The sequence below is a fragment of the Pseudomonas segetis genome (assembly GCF_900188155.1).
Taxonomy (GTDB): domain Bacteria; phylum Pseudomonadota; class Gammaproteobacteria; order Pseudomonadales; family Pseudomonadaceae; genus Aquipseudomonas; species Aquipseudomonas segetis.
Genome location: NZ_FZOG01000002.1, coordinates 1 through 26,577, shown reverse-complemented (window position 1 = coordinate 26,577; position 26,577 = coordinate 1). Strand labels below are relative to the sequence as shown.

Sequence of the window (26,577 nt, the reverse complement as noted above, 5' to 3'; positions counted from 1 at the left end):
TCGGGCCACGAGAATTGCTGGGAGTGGTAGAACAAGATGAGCACTCATTACATTGCAGGGCATTGGCAGGACGGCAAGGGCGCGATCTTTCAATCGCTGAACCCGGTTACTCAGGATGTGCTCTGGGAAGGTCGTGAAGCCAGTGCCGAACAGGTAAATGCTGCGGTCGAGGCTGCACGCGGTGCATTTCCTGGCTGGGCGTCGCGCAGCCTTGAGCAACGTATTGAAGTGCTTGAAGCCTTTGCCGCTACCCTGAAGCAACATGCAGACGAACTGGCCCATGCCATCGGTGAAGAAACCGGCAAGCCGTTGTGGGAGTCGGCAACCGAAGCCAGCAGCATGGTCAATAAAGTGGCGATCTCGGTGCAGAGCTACCGTGAGCGCACCGGCGAGAAGAGTGGACCGCTGGCTGATGCCACGGCCGTGTTGCGGCACAAACCCCATGGTGTGGTCGCGGTGTTTGGGCCCTACAACTTTCCCGGTCACTTGCCTAATGGTCACATAGTGCCGGCCTTGCTGGCAGGCAATACGGTGGTGTTCAAACCCAGCGAACTGACACCCAAGGTCGCTGAAATCACGGTCAAGTGCTGGATCGAAGCGGGTTTGCCAGCCGGTGTGCTCAACCTGGTCCAGGGTGCGCGTGAAACCGGGGTTGCCCTGGCTGCTAACAGCGAAATCGATGGCTTGTTCTTCACCGGGTCGAGCCGCACCGGGAATCTGCTGCACAACCAGTTTGCGGGTCGCCCGGACAAGATCCTGGCGCTGGAGATGGGCGGCAACAACCCGCTGGTGGTGGATCAGGTGGCCGATGTGGATGCTGCTGTCTACACCATTATCCAGTCGGCGTTTATCTCCGCAGGCCAGCGTTGCACCTGTGCGCGGCGATTGCTGGTGCCCCAGGGCGAGTGGGGCGATGCCTTGCTGGCGCGGCTGGTCAAGGTGGCAAGCGATATCAAAGTCGCTGCCTTTGATGCCCAGCCCGCGCCATTTATGGGGTCGGTGATCTCCCTGGCGGCGGCGCAGCACTTGATGACGGCGCAGCAGCAATTATTGGCCAATGGCGCCCGTGCATTGCTGGAAATGACTCAACCCCAGGCCGGTGCCGCCTTGCTCACGCCGGGCATTATCGATGTGACCGCAGTTGCCGAGCGTGCCGATGAAGAGTTCTTCGGACCGCTGTTGCAAGTGATCCGCTACGACCAGTTCGCCGATGCAATCCGCGAGGCCAACAACACCGCGTTTGGCCTGGCTGCTGGGTTGTTGTCTGACTCCAAGGCACGCTACGAGCAGTTCTGGCTTGAAAGCCGCGCCGGAATCGTCAATTGGAACAAGCAGCTCACTGGTGCGGCCAGCAGCGCGCCCTTTGGTGGGGTCGGTGCTTCGGGTAACCACCGCGCCAGCGCCTATTACGCTGCCGATTATTGCGCCTATCCAGTGGCTTCGCTGGAAACTGAGACCCTGAGTCTGCCTGCTACCTTGACGCCAGGAGTAAGCCTATGAGCAACGCCTATGAAGTAAACTTCGATGGCCTGGTTGGGCCTACGCATAACTACGGCGGCTTGTCGTATGGCAACGTTGCCTCGCAAAGTAACAGCCAGGCCAGCTCCAGCCCCAAAGAGGCGGCCAAGCAGGGGCTGACCAAAATGAAGGCGCTGATGGACCTGGGCTTCAAGCAGGGCGTGCTCGCTCCGCAAGAGCGGCCTGATGTCGATGCACTGCGCAGTATTGGCTTTACCGGCAGCGACGCGCAGGTCATCAGCCGTGCAGCCAAGGAAGCCATGCCCTTGTTGGTGGCGAGTTGTTCAGCATCGAGCATGTGGACCGCCAATGCCTGTACGGTCAGCCCCAGCGCCGATACGGCCGATGGCCGTGTGCATTTCACGGCTGCCAATCTCAATTGCAAGTTCCACCGCTCGATCGAACACCCGACCACCAGTCGTATCCTGGCGGGCATGTTTGTTGACCCGCAGCACTTCGCCCATCACCCGGCATTGCCCGCGGTTGCCCAGTTTGGCGATGAAGGCGCGGCGAATCACACACGTTTTTGCAAAAGCTACGGCGAGCCGGGCGTGGAGTTCTTCGTGTTTGGCCGCAGCGCATTCGACAGTCGTTTTCCGGCGCCACAGAACTACCCGGCACGGCAAACCCTTGAAGCTTCGCAGGCGATCGCGCGTTTGCACGGCTTGAGTGACGATGCCGTTGTTTACGCTCAGCAAACACCGGCGGTGATTGATCAGGGCGTGTTCCACAACGACGTGATTTCAGTGGGCAATGGTGAGGTGTTGTTCTATCACCAGGATGCCTTCCTCGACAGCGAGTCAGTGCTGGCCGAGCTTGCCGAGAAGCTGGCGCGACGCGGTGCTAACTTCAAGCCGGTGTGCGTGCCGCGTGATGCTGTGACTGTGGATGACGCAGTCAAGTCCTACCTGTTCAACAGCCAGTTGCTGAGTCGCGCCGATGGCGGCATGTTGCTGATCGTTCCCGAAGAGTGCCGCAACAATTCCAATGTCTGGAATTACCTGCAGCAACTGACCAACGGCAACGGGCCTATCCGCGAGGTCAAGGTATTCGACCTCAAGCAAAGCATGCAAAACGGCGGCGGCCCCGCATGCCTGCGTTTGCGCGTGGCGCTAAAAGACACTGAGCTGCAGGCAGTCAATCAGGGAGTGATCATGACTCCGAGCCTGTATGACACACTCAATGTCTGGGTTGATAAACACTACCGGGATCGCTTGAGCGAAAACGATCTGGCCGACCCGCAATTGCTTGTCGAGTGCCGCACGGCATTGGACGAGCTGACGCAGATCCTTAAACTAGGCTCGGTGTATTCCTTCCAACTTGCTTAAAGAGAGTTTTGATAATGTCCAATGACGCCCTGCAACTGATTCTTGAAGACACAGACGGCACACAGCTGGAAACCTCCTGCACGCGCTTTGCTGTGGTCTGGCAGGGTAAGGAAGTATGGATTCAGCAAGTGGGTAACAACCAATTGATGATCGGGGTTGATGTGGCTGAAGGTGATACCGAATATGCCAATCTGCTGCTGCGCCCATTGGCGACCAACCTGGTCAGCCTGGAGCTGGAAATGGAAAGTGCCGACCTTGATGATGGCGAGGGCCATGTGCACGGTCCAGACTGCAATCACTAAGCCAGGCTGTTGCCGCAGAACGGGTAGATAGCTGAACCTCTGGAAGACCTGGCCTTGGCCAGGGCTCTCCGGGCAGATAATTGGAGTTTTATATGCTTGCCTTAGGAAAATTGCTTGAGCTGACGTTGGCCGGGCGCGAGCCTGCAACTAAGATCCAGGTAACTACCGAAGGCACGCGTTTGCGTTGGTTGGCCGAGGGGGCACTGGAAGTCACCCCGCCGGCGGGCAAGGACAATGGCCTTGACCTGCTGTTGTCTGCCGGTGTTCACGGTAATGAGACCGCGCCTATCGAGTTGCTCGACCGATTGCTGCATGGCATTGCCCGTGGTGAGATCAAGCCGCGGGTGCGAATATTGATACTGTTTGGTAACCCGCAAGCCATTCGCCAAGGCGAGCGTTATGTAGAGCAAGACCTCAATCGCTTGTTTAATGGCCGTCATGAGCAGGCCGAGGGGTTCGAGGCGATTCGAGCCAGTGAGCTTGAGCACCTGGCAAGCGCCTTTTTCCGCGAGCCTGAGCGCTCGCGCCTGCATTATGATTTGCACACGGCAATCCGTGGTTCAAAAATCGAACAGTTCGCGATCTATCCCTGGGCCGAAGGGCGCTCGCATTCGCAGCGAGAGCTGCAGCGTTTGAATGCTGGCGGTATAGATGCGGTGCTCTTGCAACGCAAGGGTTCAATTACCTTCAGCGCCTTTACCTACGAAACCCTCAATGCCGAAGCCTTCACCCTGGAGCTGGGCAAGGCCCGGGCCTTTGGCGAAAACCAGTTGGTTAACCTGGATTTGCTCGAGGCACGCATCCAGCAAATTATCGAAGGCCAGGAGCCTGAGGATGAGCCCGTTGGGCTTGATGGCCTGCAGGTTTTCAGGGTTTCGCGCGAGGTGATCAAGCGCAGCGATGCGTTCAAGCTGCATTTGCCTGACGATATCGAGAACTTCAGCGAACTGCCGCTTGGCTACTTGTTGGCCGAGGACGCTGGTGGTGCAACCTGGGTCATTGAAAAGGGCGAGCGGGTCATTTTCCCCAATCCTGCGGTGAAGAACGGCTTGCGCGCCGCGATTTTGATAGTGCCGAGCAATGCGGCTGATCTGCTCTAACCTAGCACCGCTCGAGGAGTCGCCACCGGCCAATATCGGCCTTAACTGTACCTTGTGAGTCGGGCTGGCAGCCTTTAGCATCTGGGTTTAGCCACTGTCGCAGACTTCAAGGAACTCAGTCCATGCCAATTATCGATCTACGTAGCGATACAGTTACATTACCAACCCCGGGCATGCGCGAGGCGATGCAGGCTGCAGAGCTGGGTGACGATGTCTATGGCGAAGACCCAAGCGTCACCCGCCTTGAAACCTACTTGGCGGATAAGCTTGGCTTTGCTGCTGGTCTTTTTGTCCCGACTGGAACCATGAGCAACCTGCTTGGGCTGATGGCGCATTGTCAGCGGGGTGATGAATATATCGTTGGCCAGCAAGCGCACACCTATAAGTATGAAGGCGGTGGCGCTGCAGTGCTGGGGTCGATCCAGCCACAGCCTATTGAAGGTGAAGCCGATGGTTCACTGGATCTGGCCAAGGTGGCCGCAGCGATCAAGATGGATGATTTCCATTTTGCCCGCACCCGCTTGCTGGCGCTGGAAAACACCATGCAGGGTAAAGTCTTGCCGCTGGACTACCTGGCTGCCGCGCGTGAGTTCACCCACAAGCATGGCTTGAGCCTGCATCTCGATGGTGCGCGCTTGTACAACGCCTCGGTCAAGCTGGGTGTCGATCCGTTGCAAATCACTCGTCACTTTGATTCGGTATCGGTGTGCCTGTCCAAAGGCCTCGGTGCTCCCGTGGGCTCTGTGCTTTGCGGCAGTGATGAATTGATCTGCAAGGCCAGGCGCCTGCGCAAGATGGTGGGTGGTGGCATGCGCCAGGCCGGTTTGCTCGCGGCTGCCGGGTTGTATGCCCTGGAGCATCAGGTCGAACGCCTTGCTCAGGATCATGCCAATGCCCAGGCGCTCGGTGAGGGCTTGCGTGCGCTGGGTTACAGCGTGGAGCCGGTGCAGACCAACATGGTGTATGCGCAGGTCGGTGAGCAGGCAAACTCGCTGAAAAGCTTTCTTGCCGAGCGTGGTGTAAAGCTTACGGCCGCACCACGGTTGCGTATGGTGACGCACCTGGATGTCAGCGCCGATGACATCAAGCATGTGCTTAAAGGCTTTGCAGATTTCAAACAATCTTGACCTTTATCGCACAAACACTGTACCGATTGCTCAGGCCCTATATAATGCGGCCCTTTGCCGCCGCTCCGGTATTAGTTCGCGTGCGCTGAATTTGCGCCTGCAACCTGCTCTGGAGCGCGCGTTTACTCAATGTCATGAGTGTATTTAAGCTGTTTTGGCTGATGCTGGCCGCCGCTTTCTACCCTTGGAATGTTATGCAAAAACGCCTAATGCCGTGGAAAAATCTATGAAAAGCGCAGAAATCCGTGAAGCCTTCCTCCGCTTCTTCGAAGAGAAGGGGCACACTCGCGTTGCTTCCAGCTCGCTGATTCCGGGTAACGACCCAACCTTGCTGTTTACCAACGCAGGTATGAATCAGTTCAAAGACTGCTTCCTCGGCTTGGAAAAGCGCGCCTATACCCGCGCGACCACCAGTCAGAAATGCGTGCGTGCCGGTGGCAAGCACAATGACCTGGAAAACGTCGGTTATACCGCGCGTCACCACACTTTCTTCGAAATGCTCGGCAACTTCAGCTTTGGCGATTACTTCAAGCGCGATGCGATTCATTACGCCTGGGAGTTTTTGACTTCGGACAAATGGCTGAACCTGCCAAAGGAAAAACTCTGGGTCACGGTTTATGCCAGCGACGACGAGGCATTCGACATCTGGACTCAGCAGGTGGGTGTGCCGGCTGAGCGGATGATTCGCATTGGTGACAATAAGGGTGCGCCATACGCCTCGGATAATTTCTGGGCAATGGGTGATACCGGTCCTTGCGGTCCCTGCACCGAGATTTTCTTCGATCATGGCGAACACATCTGGGGCGGTCCTCCTGGCTCGCCTGAAGAAGATGGCGACCGCTATATCGAAATCTGGAACAACGTTTTCATGCAGTTCAACCGCACGGCCGATGGCGTCATGCATCCGCTGCCGGCACCAAGCGTTGATACCGGCATGGGCCTTGAACGCATCAGCGCGGTGCTCCAGCACGTCAACTCGAACTACGACATCGATCTGTTCCAGAGCCTGCTCAATGCATCGGCCAAGGCCATTGGCTGCGCCAATGAAGGCCAGGCTTCGCTGAAGGTTGTGGCTGACCATATCCGTTCGTGCGGCTTCCTGATCGCTGATGGCATTACCCCGTCCAATGAAGGCCGTGGCTATGTGCTGCGCCGCATCGTACGTCGTGCTTGCCGCCACGGTAACAAGCTGGGCGCCAAGGGCAGCTTCTTCTACAAGATCGTTGCCGCGCTGGTAGCTGAGATGGGAGATGCCTTCACTGAGCTCAAGCAACAGCAGGCGCACATCGAGCGTGTCCTGAAAACAGAAGAAGAACAGTTCGCCAAAACCCTGGAGCAGGGCCTCAAGATCCTCGAGCAAGACTTGCTTGAGCTCAAAGGTTCGGTGATTCCTGGTGATGTGGTGTTCAAGCTGTATGACACCTTTGGTTTTCCGGTCGACCTGACGGCTGATATCGCCCGTGAGCGTGAGCTGACGATTGACGAAGAGGGCTTTGAGCGCGAAATGCAGGCCCAGCGTGAACGTGCACGCTCGGCCAGTTCCTTTGCCATGGACTACAACAACCTGGTCAAGGTTGACAGTGATACGCGGTTCCTCGGTTACGAGACCACTTCGGGCAGCGGCAAGATTATCGCCCTGTTCAAGGATGGCCAGGCTGTCGAGACCCTGGCTTCGGGCGAGGAGGGTGTCGTTGTTCTTGACCAGACGCCTTTCTATGCAGAGTCTGGCGGCCAGGTTGGTGATTGTGGTTATCTTGAAGGTGCCGGGGTGCGCTTTGATGTGCGCGATACCACCAAGGCGGGCGGCGCCTTCTTGCATCACGGCATCATCACTCAGGGCAGTCTTGCTGTTGGCGCGTCGGTAAAGGCCGAAGTCTCGGCAGATGTGCGCCAGGCAACCGCCTTGAATCACTCTGCAACCCACTTGTTGCATGCTGCGTTGCGCCAGGTGCTGGGTGAACACGTTACCCAGAAGGGTTCATTGGTTGATAGCCAGCGCCTGCGTTTCGACTTCAGCCACTTCGAAGCGATCAAGCCAGAGCAGATCAAGGCCCTGGAGGATATCGTCAACGCCGAAGTGCGCAAGAACAGCGAAGTCGAGACTGACGAAACCGATATCGAGACCGCCAAAGCCAAAGGCGCCATGGCCCTGTTTGGCGAGAAGTACGGCGATGATGTGCGCGTGCTGACCATGGGCGGTGGCTTCTCGGTCGAGCTGTGTGGCGGCACTCACGTTTCCCGCACGGGAGACATTGGCTTGTTCAAGATTACCAGTGAGGCTGGTGTTGCGGCCGGCGTTCGCCGTATCGAGGCAGTCACCGGTGCACAGGCGCTGGCCTACCTCAATAGTGCCGAGGAGCAGTTGAAGGAAGCGGCTGCCCTGGTTAAAGGCAGCCGTGAAAACCTGCTGGATAAACTATCAGGCGTGATCGAGCGCAACCGTCAGCTGGAAAAAGAGCTCGAGCAGCTCAAGGCCAAGGCCGCCAGTGCCGCCGGTAACGACCTGGCGGGTTCTGCGATTGAAATCAAAGGCGCCAAGGTCCTTGGTGCTCGGGTTGATGGCCTTGACGGCAAGGCTTTGCTGGCGATGGTTGATCAGCTCAAGAATAAACTCGGCAGTGCAGTGATCCTGCTTGGCGGGGTGCTCGATGACAAGGTTGTACTGGTCGCGGGTGTCACTCAGGATCTGACCGCCAAACTCAAGGCCGGCGACCTGATGAAGCAAGCGGCGGCAGCCGTGGGAGGAAAGGGCGGTGGTCGTCCTGATATGGCACAAGGTGGTGGTGTAGATATCGCTGCCGTGGATGCTGCATTGGCACTTGCTGCGACATTTGTCGAGCAAGGCCTGTAACGACTCCAGTGTGTAGTCGACTAATGACTCGCTGGTCATTGCAGTCGAATAGGTTACATGTTTAATGGGCGCCCCTCGCGGGCTTAGGCGGCATTGAAATGGCTTTGATCGTACAGAAGTTTGGAGGCACCTCCGTCGGCACTGTCGAGCGTATCGAGCAGGTTGCCGAGAAGGTTAAGAAATTCCGTGAACGCGGTGATGATATCGTCGTAGTGGTTTCAGCCATGAGCGGTGAAACCAATCGCCTGATTGAGCTGGCCAAGCAGATTGGCGATCAGCCAGTCCCGCGTGAGCTGGATGTCATGGTTTCAACCGGTGAGCAGGTGACTATTGCCCTGCTGGCCATGGCGCTGATCAAGCGTGGCGTCCCGGCTATTTCGTACACGGGTAATCAGGTACGAATCTTGACCGATAGCGCGCATAATAAGGCGCGAATTTTACAAATAGATGACCACAAGCTGCGTACCGATCTAAAAGAGGGGCGTGTCGTGGTGGTCGCAGGTTTCCAGGGCGTTGATGAGCACGGCAATATCACCACCCTTGGGCGTGGCGGCTCGGATACCACGGGTGTTGCCTTGGCTGCGGCATTAAAAGCCGATGAATGCCAGATTTACACCGATGTCGATGGTGTCTACACCACCGACCCGCGGGTTGTCTCGCAGGCCCAGCGCCTGGACAAGATTACCTTTGAAGAAATGCTCGAAATGGCCAGCCTGGGCTCGAAGGTGCTGCAAATTCGCGCCGTTGAGTTCGCAGGCAAGTACAACGTTCCGCTGCGCGTGCTGCACAGCTTCCAAGAGGGGCCAGGTACCCTCATTACCATTGATGAAGAGGAAACCATGGAACAGCCGATCATCTCCGGCATCGCCTTCAACCGCGACGAAGCCAAGCTGACTATCCGTGGAGTCCCGGATGTTCCGGGTGTTGCTTTCAAGATTCTGGGTCCGATCAGCTCGGCAAACATCGAAGTGGACATGATCGTGCAGAATATCGCGCACGATAACACCACTGACTTTACCTTCACCGTGCACCGTAACGATTACCTCAATGCCCAGCAGGTGTTGGAAAACACCGCGCGTGAGCTTGGTGCGCGAGAAGTGGTGGGTGACACCAAGATTGCCAAGGTCTCCATCGTTGGGGTCGGCATGCGCTCGCACGCGGGGGTTGCCAGCCAGATGTTTGAAGCCCTGGCCAAGGAGAACATCAATATCCAGATGATTTCGACTTCCGAGATCAAGGTCTCGGTGGTCATCGAGGAAAAATATCTGGAGCTGGCAGTGCGTGCGCTGCATACGGCTTTTGATCTAGACGCCCCGGCTCGCCAGGGCGATTAGGTCTTAGTATTCAAAAGGCGCTGCTTAAACCAGCGCCTTTTGTCTTTTTTGACCGTCAGGGCAGGAACTTTTTTTTCTGTTTTACTGGTCAATACTTGGGTGAAGGCTTTACTTGTAATTCGTAGCGCCGACACCATTTTATATCTGCAGACTGTTGTCCCGTTTAATTTCCATGAGGTGAAAGGAATGCTGATTCTGACTCGTAGGGTCGGAGAGACCCTAATGGTGGGTGATGAAGTCACTGTCACCGTCCTTGGCGTCAAAGGTAATCAGGTGCGCATTGGGGTCAACGCCCCGAAAGAAGTAGCCGTGCACCGTGAAGAAATTTACCAGCGAATCCAAAAAGAGAAAGACGAAGAACCAAGCCACTAATTTTATTGAAATTTTGGCTTTGCAAACGGGGAAAACATGGTTATCATGCGCCCCGTGTTGCGGAGAGGTGGCCGAGTGGCCGAAGGCGCTCCCCTGCTAAGGGAGTACATCTCAAAAGGGTGTCGGGGGTTCGAATCCCCCCTTCTCCGCCATATTTTGCAGTATAGGGTTGCAAATCGTAGATTTGATAAGTTGTTGAAATTATTGAATTTAACGGTTGAATTTAGTTTTAGTTTCCCTATAATGCGCACGCTTTAGTGCACTCATAGCTCAGCTGGATAGAGTACTCGGCTACGAACCGAGCGGTCGGAGGTTCGAATCCTCCTGAGTGCACCATATTCAAGTTGTCCTGCTTCGGTAGGGCTTCTAGTTTGACCAGATGTGAACTGGTTTAAAAAAGCACAAATGCACTCATAGCTCAGCTGGATAGAGTACTCGGCTACGAACCGAGCGGTCGGAGGTTCGAATCCTCCTGAGTGCACCATATAGCGGTAAGAAAAAGGGCCTGCAGCGATGCAGGCCCTTTTTTGTTGCACGCAAAATATGCACCTCAGCGGCTATCCCCTTGCCAAGAGTATCTAATTGCCTTTGACGCAGCCTGCTTGATCAAAGCTGACCTGGCTTTTGTTGCCTTGCAGGTCTTGGTAGTGATAACGGACCTGGCCATTCTTGCGATCGACCCTCTGCGGTTTGCCCAGTGCGCTCTCGACGTCTGCCTTGGTCATTCCGGCAAGGATCTGCTTCTTTATGATCGCACTGCGCCGCTGGCGGCCAGTCACGCGATTGCCGCAACCATCCTGGCGTTCTCCAACAACGGTGGTGGTCGAGTCGGTTTGTGTGTTGTCGCGATGTCTTGGCGTGGCCAGGGGTATTGCTTTGCCGCTGCTGGGTGTCGGGTTTTGCGGATTCACAAGCCGTAGCTTGTGTTCGCTCGGGCAGCCATGGCTGGTGAAGGTGAGGTTGCCCTGGCTGTCTTCGCAGCGAAACACACGAGCAGCCCAGGTGTCGGGTGGCAGGATCACAAGTGAACAAAGCGCCAGGATTGAAAGGCGGTGCATGGGCGTCTTCCTTGACGATGGCGATGCAGGCCCGGGAATTTGTCATGGCACGTGTCTTGGCGCCAGGGGCGTGCGTCGCATTGCTGGGTAAGCGTATTAACCTTGATGAATTGCTGTTGGGCAGCCTACCGAATGGGTTGTGTTGTCGAGGCAGCTATCTTGGGTGTTGATGTCGCTGGCTTGTCTGCAATCGTCTGGCGGATATTACGAGCTACTGTGGCCTTTAGGTTTTCCCTGTAACCATTTGTTCTTGGAAACTTTTGTAACGTGCAATGCGTCTTAGCAGTGTTATCATCGTCTGCGTCAGCCTCGCCGAGGCTTGTGGAATACCACCATGGACTTACCCAGTAGTTACACCGAATCTCGATTGTGCAATCACGGACTGACTGATTGATCCCCTTTGGCGTGCACCGTCGCTGGGGATGGAGTGCGCCACATGACTGAAGTAGAAGCTAAAAAGCCCCAAGAAAGCCTGCAGGATCGCCTGGCTCAGGTGGTTGAGCTGTTGCACAAGCAAAAGCTTGTCGAAGACCTGGCGCATCGCCAGGAAGGCCATCACCGTGATCTGGTTGAGCACCTGGTGCACCGGCAAAACCTGGCCGAGTTGCAGCGCAAGCTTGATGAACTGCACTCGGCTGACGTTGCACACATACTCGAAGCCTTGCCGCTGGAAGACCGCCTGACGATTTGGCAGTTGGTCAAGGCGGAGCGTGACGGCGATATCCTGCTTGAAGTATCTGATGCGGTGCGCGAAACCTTGCTCGCCGACATGGAGGATCACGAGATCCTTGCGGCTGCCATGGAGATGGACGCCGACGAACTGGCTGACCTGGCCTCCGAGCTGCCACGTGACATCGTTCACGAGCTCATGGAAACCCTCGACGCGCAACAGCGTGAGCGCGTGCGTTCGGCGTTGTCCTATGAAGAGGAGCAAGTCGGCGCCCTGATGGACTTCGAGATGGTGACCATCCGTGAGGATGTCTCGCTTGAGGTCGTGCTGCGTTACCTGCGTCGCTTGAAGGAGCTACCGGGCCACACTGATAAGTTGTTCGTGGTCGATCACGAAGGTGTGCTCAAGGGCGTCCTGCCGGTTAAGCGCCTGCTGGTTAACGACCCGGAAAAAATAGTTCGTGAGGTCATGGCGACAGATCCGGTGAGCTTTCACCCCGATGAAGACGCCTATGATGCCGCCCAGGCGTTCGAGCGTTATGACCTTATTTCGGCGCCGGTGGTAGATAAGAATGACAAGCTGATCGGCCGTTTGACCATCGATGAAATGGTCGACCTGATCCGTGAGGAGAGCGAAAGCGAAGTCCTCAATATGGCGGGTTTGCGTGAAGAGGAAGATATCTTCGCCTCGGTCTGGAAATCGCTACGCAACCGTTGGGCATGGCTGGCAATCAACCTGATAACGGCGTTCATGGCGTCGCGGGTAATTGGTCTTTTTGAAGGCTCGATCGAGAAGCTTGTAGCCTTGGCGGCCTTGATGCCGATTGTGGCGGGTATCGGTGGCAACTCCGGCAACCAGACCATCACCATGATCGTGCGCGCGATGGCGCTGGACCAGGTCAGCACTGGCAATACCTCACGCTTGCTGCGCAAGGAGCTGGCGGTATCGCTGATCAATGGCCTGGTCTGGGGTGGTGTAATTGGCTTGGTGGCCTGGGTTCTGTACGACAGTTACTCGCTGGGAATCGTGATGACTGCCGCGATGACGCTCAATTTGTTGCTTGCAGCATTGATGGGTGTGCTTATTCCCATGACATTGGCGCGCATGGGGCGTGACCCGGCCTTGGGTGCCAGCGTGATGATCACGGCTGTAACTGACAGTGGCGGTTTCTTCATCTTCCTTGGCCTGGCCTCTGTGTTCCTTATCTAGCCTTCATTCCAATTTGTGCATGCGGGGCCCGGCCAGGGCCCCGATGACTGCGCTTTGTGCCTTATGCTTTTGTTACCTGTGGTCCAGTCGTTGGTTCGGCATTGAACTGCTGCTCTTGTGGGCATATTCGCCTTATCAATGGGTTTGCTCAAACGCTTGTTTCAGGCTAAGGTTCGGCAACTTTGTTCAGTATCAAAGTAGACCGGATAGTCGCAACTGACGCTAAAAGGACGGGTCATGGCTTCAACCAATCTTGTGCTCGAAGGTGTTGAACTCATGCTGTTTGGCATGGGTTCGGTGTTTGTTTTCCTGACGCTTCTGGTGCTGTCAATTCGCATCATGTCTCGTTTGCTGGAGCGGTATACGCCAGTTGCGGCGCCGGCCCCGGCCAGTGCTCCCATGGCGGTGGTTGACGCTGCCCAGGAACCTGCGGCAGATGTTCTGGAAGCGATCCAGGCTGCTATTCATCAGCATCGCGCGCGCCGCGGTTGATCCAACGTCGACAGGGAATCTAGGGATGACAGTTACCAACACCGCCAATCAGCGTGCGCTGGGTATTACCGATGTGGTGCTGCGTGATGCGCACCAGTCTATTCTGGCAACGCGCATGCGCCTTGAGGACATGCTGCCGATTGCGGCGAAGCTGGATAAGGTTGGGTTCTGGTCGGTTGAGTCATGGGGTGGTGCAACCTTTGACGCCTGTATTCGTTATCTCGGCGAGGATCCGTGGGAGCGCATTCGCCAGTTGAAGCAGGCAATGCCCAATACGCGTCAGCAGATGCTCCTGCGAGGCCAGAATCTGCTGGGTTATCGCCACTATGCGGACGATGTAGTCGAGAAGTTCGTTGAGCGTGCGGCTGTAAATGGTGTGGATGTATTCCGCGTATTCGACGCGATGAACGACCCGCGCAACCTGTCGACAGCACTCAAGGCGGTCAAGCAGCAAGGCCGGCATGCCCAGGGCACTATTTCCTACACAACCAGCCCGGTGCATACGCTGGATATGTGGTTGGATCTGTCCAAGCAGATCGAGGACATGGGGGCGGACTCCATCGCCATCAAAGACATGGCTGGCATCCTCACGCCTTATACGGCGTTCGAGTTGGTGTCGCGAATGAAATCCAGCCTGTCGATTCCCATTCATATGCAATGCCATGCGACTGCGGGTCTGTCCAGCGTGGCCATTCTCAAGGCGGTTGAGGCCGGGATCGATAACGTCGACACCGCCATTTCCTCCCTGTCCATGACCTATGGCCACTCACCGACCGAGTCGGTGGTGGCAATGTTCCAGGGGACTGAACGCGATACTGGTCTTGATCTGCTACTGCTTGAAGAGATCGCGGCCTACTTTCGCGAAGTGCGGAAAAAATACGCAAAGTTCGAAGGCAGCCTGAAGGGGATCGACTCCCGAATTCTGGTCGCCCAGGTGCCCGGCGGCATGCTCACCAATATGGAAGGCCAGCTCAAGGAGCAGGGCGCTCAAGATAAATTTGACCAGGTACTGGCCGAGATTCCGCGGGTGCGCGAGGACCTTGGGTTTATCCCGTTGGTCACGCCGACTTCGCAAATCGTCGGGACCCAGGCTGTGATCAATGTCCTGACCGGCGAGCGTTATAAGTCCATCACCAAGGAAGCGGCCGGTATTCTCAAGGGGGAATACGGTTCGGCGCCAGCTCCCTTCAATCAGCAATTGCAGGCGCGAGTCCTTGATGGCGCGCAAGCAATCACCTGTCGTCCAGCTGATTTGATCGAGGATGAGATGGACAAGCTGAGTGCGGAGCTTGCGGCTCTTGCCAAGGAGCAGGGCTTTGCCTTGGCGGCAGATGCGGTCGATGACGTTCTGACTTATGCGCTGTTTCCGCAGATCGGCCTGAAGTTTCTGCAAAATCGCGGTAACCCAGCCGCTTTCGAGCCTGTGCCCGATGGGCAGCAAGTCGTCCCGGTTCAATCAGGCAAGCCTGAGGTCTATACGGTTGCGGTCAATGGCCAGTCATATGTGGTTGAGGTCAATGAGGGCGGCGATATCACGGGCCTCAAGCCCTTGGCCAATGCTGCCGGAGCGGCTGTCCCTGTTGCTCCTGCGCCTGTAACGGGAGGCGAGCCTCAACTTGCCCCGCTGGCGGGCAATATCTTCAAGGTCCTGGTTAAGCCGGGAGAGGTAGTCGAGGACGGTCAGTTGGTGATCGTCCTGGAAGCCATGAAGATGGAAACTGAAATCCGGGCATTCAAGGCGGGCACCATTGGTGCGGTCAATATCAAGGTAGGTGATGCCGTGGCAGTGGGCGATAGCTTGCTGACTATCGGATAGGGCAGACTTATGGAAAAGCTCCTGAAGTTGTGGCAAAGCACCGGCTTGTATCATCTGGAGGCGGGGCAGGCCCTGATGATATTAATTTGCTTGGCGCTGATCTACCTGGCGATCAAGAAGGGGTTTGAGCCCCTGTTGTTGATACCTATTGGGTTTGGCGGTTTGCTGGCCAATATTCCTGTTGCAGGGATGGCCCAGGGTAACGGGATCTTGCATCTGTTTTACGAGGTAGGCCTGCCAACGAGCGTATTCCCATTGCTGATCTTTATGGGCGTTGGGGCCATGACTGACTTTGGGCCGATGCTGGCCAACCCCAAAACCCTGTTTCTCGGCGCAGCTGCGCAGTTCGGGATCTTTGCCACCTTGATTGGGGCGCTGGCCTTGGCGTCGTTGGGTATTCCCGGGCTTGAGTTCACTCTGCGCGAGGCGGCTTCCATCGCAATTATTGGCGGGGCGGATGGTCCAACCTCGATTTTTGTAACTGCCAAGCTGGCTCCTGACCTGTTAGGGCCTATTGCGGTCGCGGCCTATTCCTACATGGCGTTGGTGCCGTTGATCCAGCCGCCGATCATGCGTGCGCTGACCACCAAGGAGGAGCGGGCAATAGTAATGAAGCAGCTACGGCCTGTTGGCCAGGCTGAGAAAATTATATTCCCACTGATCCTGTGCTTGTTGGTGGGAATGCTGCTGCCAGATGCGGCGCCGCTGGTCGGTATGTTCGCCTTTGGCAATCTATTGCGTGAAGCCGGCGTGGTCGAGCGATTGGCGGATACCTCGCGCAATGCCCTGATCAATATCGTCACCATTTGCCTGGGCCTGACCGTTGGTTCCAAGCTTTCGTCGGAGTCTTTCTTGCAGTTGAAGACGCTGGGCATCCTGGCGTTGGGGATGCTGGCTTTTTGCGGAGGCACCGCGGCTGGTGTCTTGATGGCGAAAGCAATGAATCTGTTCAGCAGCAACAAGATCAATCCACTGATTGGTTCGGCGGGAGTTTCGGCTGTGCCAATGGCCGCTCGGGTATCGAACAAGGTTGGGCTTGAGGCAAATCCGCAGAACTTCCTGCTGATGCATGCCATGGGGCCAAATGTTGCGGGGGTGATTGGTTCTGCGGTCGCGGCGGGTGTATTGCTCAGTTTTGTGGGCTAACCCATGTGCTGACGAAGTATCGCACCCATTAAAAAACCGGCCAAGGCCGGTTTTTTAATGGGTGCGATTTAGGCACCTTCAGCTGCCATTTCAGCGTCGTGGGCAATCAGGGCTACAAGAGCGTTCTGTTGCCGACGAGTAAGTTGGCGAAAGCGCTGAAGCAGCTCGCGCTCATGAAGCGACAGTTCGGGGCTGTCCAGACGCACATTGAGCTCGGCATCAAGATTTCCTTCCTGGAGCATGCTTTGTTCCAGGCGGGCGATAATCTCGGAGTTCATGCTGCGGTGGTGATTACGTGCTACATCAGCAATGCGTTCGCGCATACCGTCAGGTAGGCGAACAACAAATTTATCGGCTGTGCGGCTGGAGTAGGTAGCTTGTTTCATAGGTCGCATACTTTGGAAACCGGTTAGTCAGAGAGTCGATGCGTGCGTTTGAGCTGCATAATTGTCACCGGTTAAGACCATATTTTTGCCTAGCCGTTCAGCTAGAAGTGCAATCCATATCGTTAAAATACAGTGGAAAGTTGGGTGACTTTTTGACGCCAATTATATGTCGCTATTTTCAACCAATCTGCATTTTATTGCCAGAGGAGCGTTGATTATTTGGGCTTTGCTCGGCATAAAAACAAGCCATTCCTGCCATTTCCTATGCCAACGCTGACTGACAGCAGAGGCTTGAGGGTGGTTTTCGGTCACTTTATTGACACCTTCAGGCGCTACTTCCGCTAAAAATCCGGGTGCTTAGGGTTCGCTATCGGTTTCGCTGGCGGATAACGATTCTGGCGCTGGTTTTCAGTCTTCAGTCTCGCGGCAGCTGGTATGTCTTTTGCTCAATTGATTTTCGCTGCAGTGCTTTAGCAGTAATTCTATTTTGACATCATTTTGTATTTTGGCGAGGGCAGGAGCGCTAAAAGCCACGGGCTACTGACCAGCGGTGCATGGCACTTCAGGCGAGGATGACTAGTGTTAAAGATGTAGAGGAGGCGGGCTGATGAGTGCGGCACTCGGTATAGGGCACGAGCTTGACACTCCGGTGCTGGAAGTTCCGGTAGTCGGTCGGTCGATTGCACGACAAGCGATGGCTTCGCCTGGGCAAATTCAAAGTATCGATTGGATATATGTACCGCAGCCCCTTGATGAGGCCACCTTTGCCCTGTGCATGGTTCTGCTGGATGTGGATTCGCCGCTTTGGCTGGGCCCCAGCCTGGACACGCCTGAACTACGCAGGGTCCTGGCCTTGCATTGCAGATGTTCGATTGTTGAGTTACCCCAGGCGGCGCGTTTTGCTTTGCTTGGGGCTTGTGAGTTGAACGATCTGCACCAGTTTGACAATGGCGTTGACGGCATTCCAAGTCATGCATGCACCTTGATTGTTCAATTGGACAACCTGTGCGCAGGACCTGAGCTGCGCTGGCGTGGCCCCGGCATCAGGCAAGCGACCAGCAGGGGCGTGGTCGATGTCAGGCGGGTAAGCCTTCCCCTGGACAGGGCGTTCTGGCAGCAACGCAAGGACTGCAATAATTTTCCCCAAGGCCTGGATATGTTTTTCTCTGCGGGTCGACAGATTCTGGCTTTGCCACGCAGCACTCATGTACTTGGCGCTGTGGTCGATACAGATTAAGAGCCATGCTCGTCAACATTGGCCAGGCCAGTTGGTAAATCGCCTGGTTGGTCGTCGCGGGGGTGTTGATTGAGTGCGACAAGGCCTATGATTCGCTCTCTGTTAGTCCGTGTTTGAGTATTAAGGTGTATTGATGGCGGGTAGGTTGATCTATCTCATTGGCCCTTCAGGGGCCGGCAAGGACAGCTTATTGAATGCTGCACGCGAACAATTGGCCGCTATGGGTTGTCGTGTTGCACGCAGGGTCATCACGCGATCTGCCGAGGCCCAGGGTGAAGATGCGATTTCGCTGTCGCCAACCGCCTTTGATGAGCAAAAATGGGTCGGCGCATTTGCCATGAGCTGGCAGGCCAATGGTCTGTCGTACGGCATTCCAAGGCAGATAAACGAATGGCTTGCTGCCGGTGACAACGTGTTGGTCAATGGCTCGCGGGCGTATTTGGCCGAGGCGCGCGCGCGTTACCCCGACATGCTGGCCATCTTGCTCAAGGTGGATGATGCCGTGTTGCGCGAGCGTCTATTGCAGCGAGGACGCGAGAGTGAAGCCGAGATCGAGCAGCGATTGGCGCGCAATGCGCAGTTCACCAGCCAGGCGACATCAGGCGATGAGCAACTGCTGGTTCTGGATAACTCCAGTAACTTCGAACAAACGGTTGCCAACCTGATCAGGCTTATCGGGCCCAGGCGGGCCTGCGCCTAGTACTCAATCCAGAGGCAGCTCGGTGGTGCGCTTGACCTCGCTCATGGCGATGTGTGAGTGCGCCTCCTGGACATGCGGGCGTTGAAGCAAGTGGTCGCGCAAGAAGCGTTCATAGCTGGCAATGTCCTTGGCCACCACCTTCAGCAGATAGTCTGAACCGCCGGCCATGGTGTGGCATTCCAAGACTTGCGGATAACCAACGATCGCTTTCTCGAATTCCTCCAGATTGTTGCGCCCGTGCGCCGACAACTTGATATCGACAAACACCGTGGTGGTGAAGCCCAGCTGCTTGTGATTGAGCAGGGCGACCTTGCGCTCGATCAAGCCGTCCTCCTGCATGCGGTGAATCCGTCGCCAGCAAGGCGATTGCGACAATTCAACCTTATCTGCTATCTCGGCAGCGGACAGGTCGGCGTTGTGTTGCAGCAGGCGCAAAATCTTTCGATCAATAGGGCTTAATTTTTCTTGCATGAATAATCCAGTCTGATTGTTTTTGTTGGATAGATCATGCTCAGTATTGACGTTTTCCTGCCGATTTAGAAATAAAAAATCAGTACCGACCAGTCATATTCTTAGGCAGATGTCAGTGCGGTGATCCCGTGCTGGTTAATGCGGTGGCAATAACCGATGCCACCGAGGTCGCCAAAATAATAAAAGGAGCGCCCGCATGTCTCTGGCCGAAATCCGCCTGGATGACAAGTATCGCCTTGCAACAGGACACCTTTACCTGACCGGCACCCAGGCGTTGACTCGTCTGCCCATGCTGCAAAAGCAGCGCGACGTACGCCAAGGTCTGAACACCGCCTGCTTTATCTCCGGTTACCGGGGCTCGCCACTGGGCAATCTTGATAAAAGCCTGTGGGAAGCCAAGCAGTTTCTCAAAGATAATCACATCCATTTCCAGCCCGGGGTCAACGAAGAGTTGGCGGCTACGGCTGTGTGGGGTAGCCAGCAAACCAACCTGTTTCCCGGTGCGCGCTACGATGGTGTATTTGCCATGTGGTATGGCAAGGGGCCGGGGGTCGATCGCTGTGGCGACGTGTTCAAGCACGGTAATTCCGCTGGCGTGTCCAAGCATGGGGGCGTGTTGCTGCTGGCCGGGGACGATCATGGCTGCAAGTCATCGAGTATTGCCAACCAGAGTGAACATGCCTTTATTGCGGCCTCAATTCCGGTACTGAACCCTTCCAATGTCCAGGAAATTCTTGATTACGGGATTATCGGCTGGGAGCTTTCGCGCTACAGCGGTTGCTGGGTTGCGCTGAAAACCATTGCTGAAAACGTTGATTCGTCGGCAGTGGTTGACGTCGATCCGCTGCGTATAGAGGTTGAGTATCCAAGCGATTTCGAGTTGCCGGAAGACGGCGTGCATATCCGCTGGCCAGACCCGCCGCTGGTGCAGGAAAAACGCCTGAACATCTACAAGATCTACGCCGCTCGGGCGTTTGCCCTGGCCAATAACCTGAACCAGGTGAAGCTCGACTCGCCCAATCCGCGCCTTGGCATCATCACTACGGGCAAGTCATATCTGGATGTACGCCAAGCCCTTGAAGATCTGGGGCTGGACGAGGATTTGTGTGCCCAGGTTGGGTTGCGGGTATTCAAGGTCGGCATGAGTTGGCCGCTTGAGCCGGTTTCGGTGCATCAGTTTGCCGAAGGCCTTGATGAAATCCTGGTGGTCGAAGAAAAGCGCGGGATCATTGAAGACCAACTGACCGGCCAGCTGTACAACTGGCCAGTAGGCAAGCGTCCGCGAGTGGTCGGTGAGTTCGACGAGAGCGGCAAGTCGCTGTTGCCGAACCTCAGTGAACTGACTCCGGCAATGATCGCGCGGGCGATCGCCAAGCGCCTTGAACCCATCTACAGCAGCGAGCAAATTCAGGCTCGCCTGGCATTTCTGGCGGCCAAGGAAGCCTCGCTGGCGGCGCCGAAGCACACGACGGTGCGTACGCCGCATTTTTGTTCGGGGTGCCCACATAACACCTCGACCAAATTGCCGGAAGGCAGTCGCGCCCAAGGTGGGATTGGCTGTCATTACATGACCCAGTGGATGGACCGTAATACCGACACCTTCACCCAGATGGGCGGTGAAGGGGCGACCTGGATCGGCCAGGCGCCATTTACCGATACACCGCACATTTTCCAGAACCTGGGTGATGGCACCTATTTTCACTCAGGTCAGCTGGCACTGCGCGCCGCTGTGGCTGCCGGGGTCAATATTACCTACAAAATTCTCTATAACGATGCTGTAGCCATGACTGGTGGACAGCCGATTGATGGTGAGCTGCGTGTTGATCAGCTCAGTCAGCAAGTCTTTGCCGAAGGCGTCAAGCGCATTGCCCTGGTCAGCGATGAGCCGGATAAATACCCAAGCCGTGACGGCTTCGCGCCAATAGTCAGCTTTCACCATCGTCTTGACCTGGATGCAGTTCAGCGTGAGCTGCGCGAATTCAAGGGCGTTTCGGTGATCATCTATGACCAAACCTGTGCCACTGAAAAACGCCGTCGGCGTAAGCGTGGCAAATTGGTTGATCCGCAAAAACGCGCATTTATCAACCCAGCAGTGTGCGAGGGCTGTGGTGATTGCAGTGTCAAATCCAACTGCCTGGCGGTGCTGCCGCTGGAAACCGAGCTGGGGCGCAAGCGTGAGATCGATCAGAACGCCTGCAACAAGGATTTCAGCTGTGTCGAAGGCTTTTGTCCGAGCTTTGTCACTGTGCATGGCGGCAGTTTGCGCAAGCCCGAAGCTGTGGGGGTAAACGCGCTGTTTATTGCGCTGCCAGAACCACGTCAGCCGAGTTTGCAGCGGCCATGGAACATCCTGTTGCCCGGCGTTGGCGGCAGTGGCGTAACAACCGTTGGCGCGTTGCTGGGCATGGCCGCGCATATTGAGGGCAAGGGTTGCAGTGTGCTTGATCAGGCAGGCCTGGCGCAGAAGTTTGGTCCTGTGGTGACCCATATTCGTATCGCGGCCAAGCAGGATGACATCTTCGCCGTGCGCATCGCTGCCGGTGAAGCGGATTTGCTGCTGGGTTGCGATCTGGTCGTTTCAGCCAGCGAAGACGCCCTGGCCAAGCTAAATGATCAAATCGCCCACGCCGTGATCAACAGCCACGAGACGGCAACGGCCGAATTTACCCGTAACCCGGATGCCCAGGTTCCAGGTGCGCAGATGCGCGAGGCCTTGGTTGAGGCGGTCGGTGCGGCCAAGACACATTTTGTTGATGCAACCCGCCTGGCGACCCGTTTGCTGGGCGACAGCATTGCAACCAATCTATTCATGCTTGGCTACGCCTATCAAAAGGGCTTGGTGCCGGTGTCGGGCGAGGCAATCAACAAGGCCATTGCACTCAATGGGGTGGCGGTTGAGCTTAACCAGCAGGCTTTTTTGTGGGGACGCCGTGCGGCGCATGACATTGCCGCTGTTGAGAAACTGGCCAAGCCGGTGATCAGCCAGGCGCCTCGTTGTGAAACCCTGCAGGAGATCGTCGAGTTTCGTGTTGCCTATCTGACGCGCTATCAGAATGCCGCTTATGCCCAGCGTTATCGCCAGTTGGTCGAGCAGGTCGAGAAAGTTGACAGCGATGGGCAGAAAAGTCTCAGCAAAGCGGTTGCCCGCTATTACTTCAAGCTCATGGCCTATAAGGATGAGTACGAAGTGGCGCGCCTTTACAGCGATGGTGAGTTCATAAAGCAACTACAGGCGCAGTTTGAGGGTGACTACAGGTTGCAGTTTTATCTGGCGCCATCCTGGTTGAGCGATCGTTCATCCACCAGCGGCGAGCCTCGCAAGCGCCAGTTTGGGCCATGGATGCTCAAGGCCTTTGCAGTGCTGGCTAAATTCAAGTTCCTGCGCGGCACCTGGCTGGACCCCTTTGCCTACAGCGTTGAGCGCAAGATGGAGCATCAACTGCTGGAGCAATACCAGCAGCATGTGGCTTTTATCATCGCCAACCTGAATGCGGGTAACTACAAGGCGGCGCTGATGTTGGCCGAGGTTCCTGAGCAGATTCGCGGCTACGGCCATGTCAAGGCGCGGGCCGTCGCCGAGGCGCAAGCCCTCGCCAGCGAGCTGCAGGCGCGCATGCTGGTCAGCGAAATCGCCGCAGTCAAACTCTACGAGCCCGCCGCCTAGGGCTGGCTTGCTCTTTATGCCGAGGGGCGGCAGTCAGTCCGCGCCCTCGCGATCATTTTTGGCATTCCTTGAATGGGATGCTGTTGAGGGATTGTTCATGTCGGTATTTTCACACGTTGAGTTCGACCATCATCAACAGGTGGTGTTCGGTCATGATAAAGCCAGCGGTTTGCAGGCGATTATCGCGATTCATAACCGCAACCTGGGGCCTGCATTGGGCGGCTGTCGAATGTGGCCTTATGTCGATGATCAGGCGGCCTTGCGCGATGTGCTCAGGTTGTCGCGTGGCATGACCTATAAATCGGCTCTGGCGAATTTACCGCTCGGGGGCGGCAAGGCTGTGATTATTGGTGATCCGCATACTGGCAAAAGCACTGCGCTGTTCCAGGCGATGGGCGACTTCGTCGAGAGCCTGGGCGGTCGCTATATAACCGCGGCAGATTCCGGCACCGGGGTTGCTGAAATGCAGATCATGGCCGAGCGGACCCGTCATGTCGCCGGTGCTGGCGTGCGTGAAACCCTTGACGGCGGCCAGCGCAGCGGTGATCCATCACCGGCTACGGCGTATGGTGTTTTTGTCGGCATACAGGTTGCAGTCAAGCATCGCTTGGGGCGTGATGATCTAAAGGGGTTGCGCGTGGCCATTCAGGGAGTTGGCCAGGTTGGCTTTAACCTGGCCAGGCACCTGCGTGATGCCGGGGCACGGGTTTGGGCATGCGATATCGTCGAGGCCAATGTGCGTCGGGCGGTCGAGCAGCTAGGGGTCAAGGCGGTGACCCAGGCTGATATCTATGGTTTGGATGTCGATGTGTTTGCACCTTGCGCCATGGGCGGCATTATCAATCTACAGACCTTGGATCTTCTGCGCGCACCGATAATTGCAGGTGCTGCCAATAACCAGTTGGCCGATGCCCAGTTGGCGGAAGAGTTGACCAGCAAGGGTGTTTTGTATGCCCCTGATTACGCGATCAACGCCGGTGGCATTATTGATATCTACTTTGAGCGCAGCGGTGGCAGCGCCCTTGAACTGAAGGCGCATATCGAAGGTATTGGTGCGACGCTCGAGCAAATATTCAGTCGTGCCGAACATCAAGGCAAAACCACCACGGCGATTGCCGATCAGCTGGCTGAAGAACGTTTTGGCGGGCGTTAACGAGGTCGTGCGGGCTTTTTGTGGTGCTCGATGGCGCTGCCTGTGCGTTGCTTGCGCATGACAAATCCATCCTGGCTGGGTAAGATGCCGGCCGATGAGTAACCCTTCAGGGTTGCCGACCTGCTCTGTCTCCTTAGTTTAATGGATAGAACAAGCCCCTCCTAAGGGCTAGATACTGGTTCGACTCCAGTAGGGGACGCCAAATAAAAAGGCTTACGCAATGCGTAAGCCTTTTTTCGTTTCGCGCTGGGCGATTTAGCCAGCCTTGCGCGCCTGGCCGATGCAGGCTGCCGCAGTGAACAGGGCATCGGTTGAAGAGTTGAGTGCGGTCTCGGCAGAGTCCTGAACAATACCGATGATAAAACCAACCGCAACCACCTGCATGGCCACGTCATTCGGAATGCCGAACAGGCTGCACGCCAGCGGAATCAGCAGCAGTGAGCCACCGGCAACACCGGAAGCGCCACAGGCACTGATCGAAGCCAGAAGGCTCAGCAGGATTGCCGTTGGCAGGTCAACGGCAATATTCAAGGTATGGACAGCAGCCAGGGTCAATACCGTGATGGTGATGGCGGCGCCAGCCATGTTGATGGTTGCCCCCAGCGGGATGGACACCGAGTAGGTCTCTTCATGCAGGCCAAGGCGCTGGCACAGCTGCAGGTTGACCGGGATGTTGGCTGCCGAGCTGCGGGTGAAGAACGCAGTGATACCGCTTTCACGCAGGCAGGTAAATACCAGAGGGTATGGGTTGCGGCGAATCTTCCAGAACACGATGACCGGGTTGACCACCAGGGCAACGAAAAGCATGCAGCCGACCAGTACGGTCAATAGATGCAGGTAGTCGAGCAGGGCGCTCATCCCGGACTGTGCAAGCGTTGCGGCAACAAGTCCGAAAATGCCCAGCGGCGCGAGGCGAATAACCATTTTGACAATCGCGGTTACTGCATTCGACAGGTCACTGAGCACCTGCTTGCTGCCAGGTGCTGCGTGGCGGAAGGCAAAGCCCAGGCCAATTGCCCAGGCCAGGATGCCAATAAAGTTGCCTTTGAGCAGTGCGTTGACCGGATTATCGACAATGTTCATCAGCAGCGTAGTCAGTACTTCGCTGATACCGCCCGGTGGCGAGAGTTCTGCACTGTTGCTCACCAGCGTAAGGCTTGATGGAAAAGCGAAGCTGGCTATTACAGCGATGATCGCCGCAGTAAAGGTGCCTAAAAGGTAAAGAAGCAGAATTGGTCGAATGTGGGTCTGCTGTCCTTGCTGGTGGTTGGCGATGGATGCCGCGACCAAGATAAACACCAGTACGGGAGCGACGGCTTTCAGTGCCGATACAAATACATCGCCAAGCAGTGCGACTTTCAGGGCCAGGTTTGGTAGGAAGAAGGCCAGGGCAATGCCGGCAATCAGGCCAATGATAATTTGGCTAACCAGGCTGGTGCGGTTAAGCAGGCGGAGCAAAGGGTTGTGTTGGACATCAGTCATAGCATGCGTCTCGTATTGTCTGCGAGTGAGCTGCGTGTACCAAACCTCTTGCGGATAGCTTGAAACGGGCCTTTTAGAGGCTTTTGTGATGTTTCAGTAGGTTTGGTACTGCAGCGTCCAGCGATTTGCCAGGCACTGCTTGGGTCAAACAAGCAGTCTAGGCTCAAAAAATCAGCGGCGGACTCTAGCACAACGACACGCAAAGGGCGTCTGCCTGATCGGTTTCAGCAGATGAAGGGTCAGGTTTGCGCAGATCTTTATGGTCGTTGACTTCGCCCCGGGGTAGGCTGGGCCATCACTGGGCTAAGAGTTGTTGCAATGAATGATGAAATGCTTGAGGGGGAAGGCCGTGAGCCGGCGGGCCAGCAACTGACCGCCAATGAGTTGCGTGTGCTGGGTTGCCTGATTGAAAAGCAGGCAACCACGCCAGAGGTGTATCCATTGACCCAGAATGCATTGGTGCTGGCCTGTAACCAGAAAACCAGTCGCGAGCCCTTGATGAGCCTTTCGCAAGCAGAGGTTGGCCAGGCGCTGCGCAGCCTGGAGGCGAAGCAACTGGTGCGTCTGGTAATGGGCAGTCGAGCTGATCGTTGGGAGCAGCGTGCAGATAAAACCCTTGAGCTGGTTTCGCCGCAGCTTGCCCTGGTTGGGTTGCTCATGCTCAGGGGGCCGCAAACCATCAATGAGTTGCTGACACGCAGCCTGCGTTTACATGCTTTTGATGATGCTGAGCAGGTGCAGTACAACCTTGAGCGGCTTATCGGGCGTCAACTCGCCTGTCTGGTGCCCAGGCAAACGGGGCAGCGCGAGGATCGCTACATGCATATGCTTGGTGATGCCGAGTTATTGCAGGCGGCTTTGGAAGCGAGCGCTGCAGTTCAGGAAAGTAAAGGGGCGGCAAGGGAGCATAATGAAGAGCGCTTGCTGGCGCTTGAACTGAAAATTGCAGAGCTTGAGCAGCGTCTGGAGCGTTTGGAAAGCTAGCCTGGATTAAAAGCTACAGCCATAAAATACAAAGGCGCCTTTCCAGGCGCCTTTTGTTTTTGGGGTGTTGCAGCAGTATTAGCTTATGCGACCGATTGCAGTGTAGTCGGAACCATCTTCGGCAACGCGGTTGACGTTGGTGCGGTCGAAGCCGTCTTCAGCAACGCGGTTGACGTT

21 protein-coding genes and 4 tRNA genes are annotated in these 26,577 nt (G+C 56.2%); 21 read left to right on the top strand and 4 right to left on the bottom strand.

Features of this window, described 5'->3' with window-relative positions; translation table 11 throughout:
* The first annotated feature begins 36 nt into the window (after positions 1 to 36).
* From astD to CHB79_RS05820, 11 genes are all read left to right on the top strand, one after another.
* Positions 37 to 1,500: a succinylglutamate-semialdehyde dehydrogenase gene (astD, locus tag CHB79_RS05870; protein WP_089359230.1), complete on the top strand. Its 1,464-nt coding sequence runs from the start codon at positions 37 to 39 to the stop codon at positions 1,498 to 1,500.
* Positions 1,497 to 2,846: an N-succinylarginine dihydrolase gene (gene astB, locus CHB79_RS05865; protein ID WP_089359229.1), complete on the top strand. Its 1,350-nt coding sequence runs from the start codon at positions 1,497 to 1,499 to the stop codon at positions 2,844 to 2,846. The genes astD and astB overlap by 4 nt, the downstream gene beginning before the upstream one ends.
* 14 nt (positions 2,847 to 2,860) lie before the next feature.
* The gene (locus CHB79_RS05860) at positions 2,861 to 3,148 is read left to right on the top strand and encodes a topoisomerase II (RefSeq protein WP_089359228.1); all 288 of its coding nucleotides are present in this window, start codon (positions 2,861 to 2,863) and stop codon (positions 3,146 to 3,148) included.
* A gap of 92 nt (positions 3,149 to 3,240) precedes the next feature.
* Positions 3,241 to 4,248, top strand: a complete 1,008-nt coding sequence (astE, locus tag CHB79_RS05855; protein WP_089359227.1) for a succinylglutamate desuccinylase — start codon at positions 3,241 to 3,243, stop codon at positions 4,246 to 4,248.
* 122 nt (positions 4,249 to 4,370) lie between these two features.
* Complete coding sequence (gene ltaE / locus CHB79_RS05850) at positions 4,371 to 5,375, top strand: low-specificity L-threonine aldolase (RefSeq protein ID WP_089359226.1); 1,005 nt, start codon at positions 4,371 to 4,373, stop codon at positions 5,373 to 5,375.
* A 226-nt stretch (positions 5,376 to 5,601) separates the two neighbouring features.
* Positions 5,602 to 8,226 (top strand): alanine--tRNA ligase, encoded by a 2,625-nt coding sequence (gene alaS, locus CHB79_RS05845; protein ID WP_089359225.1) that lies wholly within the window; start codon positions 5,602 to 5,604, stop codon positions 8,224 to 8,226.
* Between the two features lie 98 nt (positions 8,227 to 8,324).
* Positions 8,325 to 9,560, top strand: a complete 1,236-nt coding sequence (locus tag CHB79_RS05840; RefSeq protein ID WP_010490391.1) for an aspartate kinase — start codon at positions 8,325 to 8,327, stop codon at positions 9,558 to 9,560.
* 186 nt (positions 9,561 to 9,746) lie between these two features.
* On the top strand, positions 9,747 to 9,932 hold the full coding sequence (gene csrA / locus CHB79_RS05835; protein WP_010490393.1) for a carbon storage regulator CsrA: 186 nt from the start codon (positions 9,747 to 9,749) through the stop codon (positions 9,930 to 9,932).
* A 61-nt stretch (positions 9,933 to 9,993) separates the two neighbouring features.
* A tRNA-Ser gene (locus CHB79_RS05830) sits at positions 9,994 to 10,084 on the top strand.
* Between the two features lie 107 nt (positions 10,085 to 10,191).
* Positions 10,192 to 10,268: transfer RNA gene (locus CHB79_RS05825), tRNA-Arg, on the top strand.
* A gap of 71 nt (positions 10,269 to 10,339) precedes the next feature.
* Positions 10,340 to 10,416, top strand: a tRNA-Arg gene (locus CHB79_RS05820).
* A 94-nt stretch (positions 10,417 to 10,510) separates the two neighbouring features.
* Here CHB79_RS05820 and CHB79_RS05815 read toward each other — a convergent pair.
* Entirely contained in the window at positions 10,511 to 10,990 is a 480-nt protein-coding gene (locus CHB79_RS05815; RefSeq protein ID WP_089359224.1) for a DUF4124 domain-containing protein, read from the bottom strand.
* A 436-nt stretch (positions 10,991 to 11,426) separates the two neighbouring features.
* Here CHB79_RS05815 and mgtE point away from each other — a divergent pair, with 436 nt between their 5' ends.
* The 4 genes from mgtE (at position 11,427) to CHB79_RS05795 (ending at position 16,323) form a co-directional block, all read left to right on the top strand.
* Positions 11,427 to 12,869, top strand: coding sequence for a magnesium transporter (gene mgtE / locus CHB79_RS05810; RefSeq protein ID WP_089359223.1), 1,443 nt, complete (start codon positions 11,427 to 11,429; stop codon positions 12,867 to 12,869).
* Between the two features lie 237 nt (positions 12,870 to 13,106).
* Positions 13,107 to 13,361 carry an OadG family protein gene (locus CHB79_RS05805; protein ID WP_089359222.1) on the top strand — a complete coding sequence of 85 codons (255 nt, stop codon included), beginning with the start codon at positions 13,107 to 13,109 and terminating at the stop codon, positions 13,359 to 13,361.
* A 25-nt stretch (positions 13,362 to 13,386) separates the two neighbouring features.
* On the top strand, positions 13,387 to 15,177 hold the full coding sequence (gene oadA, locus CHB79_RS05800; protein ID WP_089359221.1) for a sodium-extruding oxaloacetate decarboxylase subunit alpha: 1,791 nt from the start codon (positions 13,387 to 13,389) through the stop codon (positions 15,175 to 15,177).
* 9 nt (positions 15,178 to 15,186) lie between these two features.
* The gene (locus CHB79_RS05795) at positions 15,187 to 16,323 is read left to right on the top strand and encodes a sodium ion-translocating decarboxylase subunit beta (protein ID WP_010490402.1); all 1,137 of its coding nucleotides are present in this window, start codon (positions 15,187 to 15,189) and stop codon (positions 16,321 to 16,323) included.
* A 68-nt stretch (positions 16,324 to 16,391) separates the two neighbouring features.
* Here the strand turns inward: CHB79_RS05795 and CHB79_RS05790 are convergent, their stop codons facing one another.
* Positions 16,392 to 16,718, bottom strand: a complete 327-nt coding sequence (locus tag CHB79_RS05790) for an Arc family DNA-binding protein (RefSeq protein WP_010490404.1) — start codon at positions 16,716 to 16,718, stop codon at positions 16,392 to 16,394.
* A gap of 598 nt (positions 16,719 to 17,316) precedes the next feature.
* Here CHB79_RS05790 and phnH point away from each other — a divergent pair.
* Together phnH and phnN are read left to right on the top strand one after the other, a co-directional pair.
* Complete coding sequence (gene phnH / locus CHB79_RS05785; RefSeq protein ID WP_089359220.1) at positions 17,317 to 17,946, top strand: phosphonate C-P lyase system protein PhnH; 630 nt, start codon at positions 17,317 to 17,319, stop codon at positions 17,944 to 17,946.
* Positions 17,947 to 18,079: 133 nt separating this feature from the next.
* Complete coding sequence (gene phnN, locus CHB79_RS05780) at positions 18,080 to 18,646, top strand: phosphonate metabolism protein/1,5-bisphosphokinase (PRPP-forming) PhnN (RefSeq protein WP_089359219.1); 567 nt, start codon at positions 18,080 to 18,082, stop codon at positions 18,644 to 18,646.
* A gap of 3 nt (positions 18,647 to 18,649) precedes the next feature.
* Here phnN and CHB79_RS05775 read toward each other — a convergent pair whose 3' ends face one another.
* Positions 18,650 to 19,117, bottom strand: coding sequence for an Lrp/AsnC family transcriptional regulator (locus tag CHB79_RS05775; protein WP_010490409.1), 468 nt, complete (start codon positions 19,115 to 19,117; stop codon positions 18,650 to 18,652).
* A gap of 196 nt (positions 19,118 to 19,313) precedes the next feature.
* Here CHB79_RS05775 and CHB79_RS05770 point away from each other — a divergent pair, with 196 nt between their 5' ends.
* The 3 genes from CHB79_RS05770 (at position 19,314) to CHB79_RS05760 (ending at position 24,136) form a co-directional block, all read left to right on the top strand.
* A complete protein-coding gene (locus tag CHB79_RS05770) occupies positions 19,314 to 22,781 on the top strand; it encodes an indolepyruvate ferredoxin oxidoreductase family protein (protein ID WP_089359218.1) in 3,468 nt (1,155 codons plus the stop codon).
* 97 nt (positions 22,782 to 22,878) lie between these two features.
* Complete coding sequence (locus CHB79_RS05765; protein WP_089359217.1) at positions 22,879 to 23,934, top strand: Glu/Leu/Phe/Val dehydrogenase dimerization domain-containing protein; 1,056 nt, start codon at positions 22,879 to 22,881, stop codon at positions 23,932 to 23,934.
* 127 nt (positions 23,935 to 24,061) lie between these two features.
* Positions 24,062 to 24,136, top strand: a tRNA-Arg gene (locus CHB79_RS05760).
* A 53-nt stretch (positions 24,137 to 24,189) separates the two neighbouring features.
* On the opposite strand, the gene sstT is transcribed toward CHB79_RS05760, so the two are convergent.
* The gene (gene sstT, locus CHB79_RS05755; protein WP_029529695.1) at positions 24,190 to 25,416 is read right to left on the bottom strand and encodes a serine/threonine transporter SstT; all 1,227 of its coding nucleotides are present in this window, start codon (positions 25,414 to 25,416) and stop codon (positions 24,190 to 24,192) included.
* 318 nt (positions 25,417 to 25,734) lie between these two features.
* Here sstT and CHB79_RS05750 point away from each other — a divergent pair, with 318 nt between their 5' ends.
* Entirely contained in the window at positions 25,735 to 26,400 is a 666-nt protein-coding gene (locus tag CHB79_RS05750) for a YceH family protein (protein WP_089359216.1), read from the top strand.
* Positions 26,401 to 26,577: the final 177 nt, after the last annotated feature.